This window comes from Herpetosiphon sp. (assembly GCF_003512625.1).
Taxonomy (GTDB): Bacteria; Chloroflexota; Chloroflexia; order Chloroflexales; family Herpetosiphonaceae; genus Herpetosiphon; species Herpetosiphon aurantiacus.
In genome coordinates, this window is the sequence record NZ_DOPT01000016.1 from 1 (window position 1) to 5,554 (window position 5,554).

Genomic DNA, 5,554 nt, shown 5'->3' on the forward strand with positions numbered 1-5,554 from the left:
CCGCGATGGGAGAGGGGTTGGGGGTGAGGGAACGAGGATGATCATGCCCTCACCCCCTCTCCCGCACGCGAGGCGAGGGGGAACCATCCCATCATGAGCCTTGGATCTCCCCTCGCCCGCCGCGATGGGAGAGGGGTTGGGGTGAGGGATCGCGCTGTATAAGCTCATAGCCTCTATTGCCAATGCGGCAGCAAATTTTCTAGGCTGTTGCCGTCGATTTGGCCTAAACCAAGGTAGCGCTGCTGCTGATCGCGCACCACCACGATGCTGCCAGCTGCATACGTGCTGGTTTTCAGCGGTAGATCGCGGCGGGCGAGCCAATCGTCAATCTGTTGATCGTTGATCGTGAGCCATTGTTGGCTGAATTGCTCGGCATAGCGCGAAGCCAAATCATGGGCTGGTTGGAATCCATGCCGCGATAGTTTGCCAACCTGAATCCCTGCACTGACAAATGGAAAGTGCTCGAAATTGTTGAGCCAGCGCTCTGGAATCGCCTGAATTGTTTTGCCGTTACGCCATAAACTCAGGCCGTTGGCTTCTAAAATTTTACCCAGATCAAAGCCATACACAGCGTGCAATGTATCAAGAATTTGGCGCTGTTCGTCGGCAGTAACTGCTTTGTAGCCAGCTTTGGCTAGGGTTTGTTGCGGGCGCTCTAGGCTGGGCGTGGCAATCTGATCACGCTTGATAATCAGCGCAGCGAAAAATCCGGCGGTGTTGTAGAGATGCGGCCATAAACGCAAGGCCTTGGCGATGCTGGGATCGTAATGCTGTGAGCCTGCCGCCAACAAGCCAGGCGCTTCAATTGGCACGCTGGTTGGAATTGACATAATCTGAATTTGCTCAGGGTAGCGTTTGAGCAGCGCATCAAGCACCGCCTCATCTTCTTCGGGCGCAAGGCTACAGGTCGAATAAACCACATGGCCATTCGGTCGCGCCGCTTGCAAGGCACTTTCAAGCAACTTAATTTGGCGTTGTTGTAGGGTGTTGCGTTCGTGGCTCGAAACCAGACGGCTGGTGTGGCGTTCGCTGGTGCGCAGCGCTTCACCACTACACGGCGCATCCAATAAAACATAATCGAATTGTTCGGGCAACCAACGACCCATACGCTCGCCTGGTTGGTTAGTGATCACCGCCGAGGTGCTGCCCCAGCGCTGAATATTGCCTTTGAGGCCAGCAATCCGTTGTAAGTTGCTGTCGTTGGCCACCACCAGCCCACGATCTTGCAGTTGCGAGATGATATGGGTGGTTTTGCCGCCAGGAGCAGCGGTCAAATCCAGCACACTTGGTTCGGCCTCAGGGGGCAATTCAAATAGCTCAACGGGCAACATCGAGGCGGCATCTTGGATGTAGTAATGGCCCATTTGATGCTCGACGGTGCGGCTTAAGTTGCCAACCTCGTTGCGGAGTTGCCATCCCGTTGGGCAAAATGGCACTTGCTCTAGTTGCCAGCCATACTGTTGTTGCCAGGCTTGCGGGCCGTTTGCACTCGCCTTGAGCGGATTGGTGCGCAGGCCGCTGGGCAATGGTTGGTTGATGCTCTCCAACAGTTGGTTAAGCTCGGTTTCATTCAGTAAATCGCGATAGGCTTCAAGCTGTCGCGGTAGTTGACGTGTCATTGTTGTTCCTTTATGCGGGATCGTAGTTCCCTCACCCCCGACCCCTCTCCCACGGCGGCGGGCGAGGGGAGCATTTGGTTTGGTGGTTCCCCCTCGCCTGCTGGGCGGGAGAGGGGGTTAGGGGGTGAGGGCCACATCCCCAATTCGCGTCACAATCTCGACGGTTTTGAGGCTGATGGTGATGATTTTGCCGATCAGCCGCACGATATACTCAGGATCGTCGTGGCGATTGGGATCGTTGGTGATGCCCGACCGCGCATCGGTGCTGACCCGATATTGATCAATCACCCAATCGAGCGCCGAGCGGTTGCCCAGCTTATATTCAAAGGCCGCCGCCGGAATGCCCGCCAAACTCAGAAAGTTGTTGTAGCGCAGGGTTGTGCGATCTTTGCTGAGTTTCATGCTTTCAACCCGCCAATTCAGTGGTTCGTCGCGGTTTTCGAGCCATTGTAAATTATATTCAGGCTGACTTTCGTAATTAATGTGCAGTTCGGCCAGCTCGCGGCCTGCTTGGGCCAAGGCCTGAAAATCGGCCAAGGCCACAATTGGGATGCGCGGCAGTTCGCGGCGTAAGTTGGCGGCGTAGCGTTCGCGGTAATGCGGCGAGTGCAGCAGCCCATACACATAATAAAAAATATCCCATTTTTCGATGCTTGGCTCGCCAAGTTGGCTGCGGAAGTGCTCAAGCGCCCAATCGCTGATGTTTTCGCGCTGGTTGCTGCCATCGTCATCATAGACATAATATGGGAAGCATTGAGTTTGCCGCCCACCATAATGCAAACAAGGAATGACGTTAGTGATTTGGGCTGAAAATGGGATTTGTGCCTCGTTGACAACGCAAATTACCCGATTTTCACTAGCTGTTGGGAATAGAGATGGTATCAGGTAGACTCGCTCATTGAGAAGCCGTTCAAAGTAAATTTTCTGTTTTGTGTATGGTCGATAGATGCCATCTATAACTTTATTTGCATCATATTGGATATAACGCCCTCGTTGGATATTACTTTTTAGATCACCGCTCCAACTAATTTTTTTGTCATCAGTAGAAATAAAACTATCAATTTCTTGTTTGGTCACCAATCTTTGCCAGCGAGAAACATGATCATTGTAATAATCAATAGTGGTTTTGATGTTGTTTGATAAGGTATCAGAATCAAAATTCCAAACCCAAGCATCACGATTACTTTTTACACCATTTGTAAATTGTGTGAAAATTGCTTGACCAAATCCTTTTTTCGCTTCCTTTGTACCTAAGGGAATAAAATTATCAAAATCATTTTCTAAGCCATCCGTGAGCCAAGTATGCTTTTTATCAGGTAAAATTTCTTGCCATTCGATTTTATCTATTGTTTCAGCCTGATTAAGCAAATTAAACTTTTCTTGTTTTTTCCACATCTCGCCAGCTCGCGCATACCAAATTTTGGCATCACTTGCTTTAGTTGAACCACGCTTTTTGATCAGAAAAATGATACTGACTCCAACCTGAATGCCAAACACATTGTGTGTTGTGCCGGAAAGTTTGGGATTTTTGCGCACATTGCCACCAAGATCAAGCACATAGATTGCATCAAAATCCTGTGCTAAATGCTTGCGCATGCCATCAAACGATAAATCATCAATAAAACTATTGTTGGTAACAAGGGCTACAATACCTTCATCACCGTTGCGTATAATTCGATCAGCCGCCCAGCGAAAGGATTTAACATATGGATCGTTCAATGCATTTTTGTTGGTTTGTTGTGAATCGCGGCTATAGGTCATAGCCACCCGTTGATCGATAATTTCATACTTACGATTTTTATTATTATCATTCTCGTTAACTTGGCGGGCGTTGTAAGGTGGGTTGCCGATGATTACAAAAATATCTTGTTGTTGTTGTTTGAGCACGCGCTCGGTGTTTTCGGGCACAAACAAGCCCAATTGCTGGCCTGCGCCAACTTGAGCTAATTCAAAGGTATCGACCAAACAAATGCCATTGAATTCTTGATAGCTATTGGTCAATTCATAATACAAATGCTCGATATTCATCGAAGCGATGTAGTAGGGCAACAACATCACCTCGTTGCAGTGTAATTCCTCGGCATATTTTTGGCGCAATTTGCTGCGCGGAATTTCGTGCATCACCCGCAGCAAAAAGTTGCCAGTGCCAACAAATGGGTCGAGCACATGCACGCCCGCGTTGCCGAGCGAGGTATTAAATTCGCGCCGCAACAACTCCTCGACCGAACGCACCATAAAATCGACAATCGGCTGAGGCGTGTAAACAATCCCATGCGTATCAGCGACCTTAATCGAAAAGCCTTGGAAAAAATTCTCATACAGCGTGTTCAAGAAATCCTGTTTATGGCTGAAATTCTCGATGGTGGCGGCGGTCGATTCGATTGCCCCATAAAAACGGTCGAGTTCACGCAAAAAATCATTACGATTGAACGAACGCGAAGTTAATGCCTGAATCACGGTTTCAATTTCGCGGGCAATCACATTGCGATTAACAAAATCGGGATTATTAAAGACCTTGCGAAAAATCCGCTCGGTCAACAAGTGCTGAATCAACATCTCCTCGACCGCTGAAACCGAAATATTGGGGTTGATCGCCTCGCGCACCAAGGCCATAAAGCGCTCAAGCGCCGTGATAAAACGCTGATTCTTCTCGCTAATTTCGCGCTCGATCAAACGCAGCACGCCTTGGGCGAGTTCGGGCACGCGCTCGCGAAACTCGACGACCGCGTGATCCCATTGCAAATATTGGGGCGGCTGATAATTGAAAAACAGCAGCAGCGCATCGATCAACGCATCGGGCTGGCTAATATCCACATCGAGCACTTGGCGCTGATTTTGCCAAAGAATAATCCGTTGCGGAGCCTGAAACAAGATATTTTCAGCGGGATAGCCAGCGGCGAACTTTTTACGCACCTCAGTTGCCAAATCATCGTTACTATCTTTGGCTTCCCAGACCCCGCGAATCAAGGTAAAACTATCGAGCAAAGCACCATCGGCGCGAATCGAGCTTTTTTTCAAGCGGATCGAATACTGTTCGACCAATGTCCAGCCCATCTGGCTTGCGCAAGCGCGGAGCAAGGCCGCAAAGGCTGGAGCAACTGCGCCCTCGTGTTGGGCACGGGCCTCGGCCAAACTGCGCAAACTGGCGTAATACTCGCGCACCGCCTTATGATTTGGCTTGATCGACAGCATTGATTCAACCCTCATACACAAAAGTAGCACTATTGTACGCGAGAGCTGGGCAAAGAGCAACGAGGATTCTAGCCCCATGCGCATCAAGCTTAGGTTCATGCTGCCGTTAATGCCCGTAAACGCTGAGCCGTGGTCGGTGGCTGCTGGCGTTTGTTCGTCCTCGCCCAGCGCTGAATCAAGGCCGCGAGCCGTGTCAACACCCGCAAAAACTGCGGCGGATCAGCCTGCGTGCTGGCCAGTTCGCCCGCCATCCCCGCGACAATCGGCGCGGCTTTGAACAAACTCCGCTCCGGATCATGCCAGCTACTGGCGGCCAGCAGCCACTGCTGAAACACCAGCCCAATCAATTTGGCATAGATTTCACACAAGACCCGTGCCGGATTCGCCGTGCGCCAGTCATCGATTCGTGCATGGCTTTTCCAGAGCTTAAACAGCAGTTCAATTTGCCAGCGCACCCGCATCACGGTCCAGACCTCGGTCGTGCTGATCAGCAGCCGTGGCACATTCGTGAAGACCACATTCCAATCCGCCAGCGCCAAGGCCGCTGCCGACGGCATCCGATGCTGGTGCTGGGCATGCTGGCGAATCCGTGCCCGGCGCTGATCGGCAACCGCCTGCGTCACCCGCGTGACGATCAGCCGCCCATGCACCTGCTGCTCCTTCCCCACGATGATCGCACAATCCCACGTTGCCACCGGGCCAAGCTCGCGGACAAACGTGGCCAACGGCTGCGCGGCGTGTCC

3 protein-coding genes are annotated in these 5,554 nt (G+C 51.3%); all 3 read right to left on the reverse strand.

Features of this window, described 5'->3' with window-relative positions; translation table 11 throughout:
* Nucleotides 1–173 precede the first annotated feature (173 nt).
* Complete coding sequence (locus tag DEF47_RS03215; protein ID WP_012189483.1) at nucleotides 174–1,619, reverse strand: RsmB/NOP family class I SAM-dependent RNA methyltransferase; 1,446 nt, start codon at nucleotides 1,617–1,619, stop codon at nucleotides 174–176.
* A 117-nt stretch (nucleotides 1,620–1,736) separates the two neighbouring features.
* The gene (locus DEF47_RS03220) at nucleotides 1,737–4,811 is read right to left on the reverse strand and encodes a type ISP restriction/modification enzyme (RefSeq protein WP_287044958.1); all 3,075 of its coding nucleotides are present in this window, start codon (nucleotides 4,809–4,811) and stop codon (nucleotides 1,737–1,739) included.
* A gap of 95 nt (nucleotides 4,812–4,906) precedes the next feature.
* The coding region (locus DEF47_RS03225; RefSeq protein WP_287044959.1) for a transposase at nucleotides 4,907–5,554 on the reverse strand (648 nt) is incomplete at its 5' end.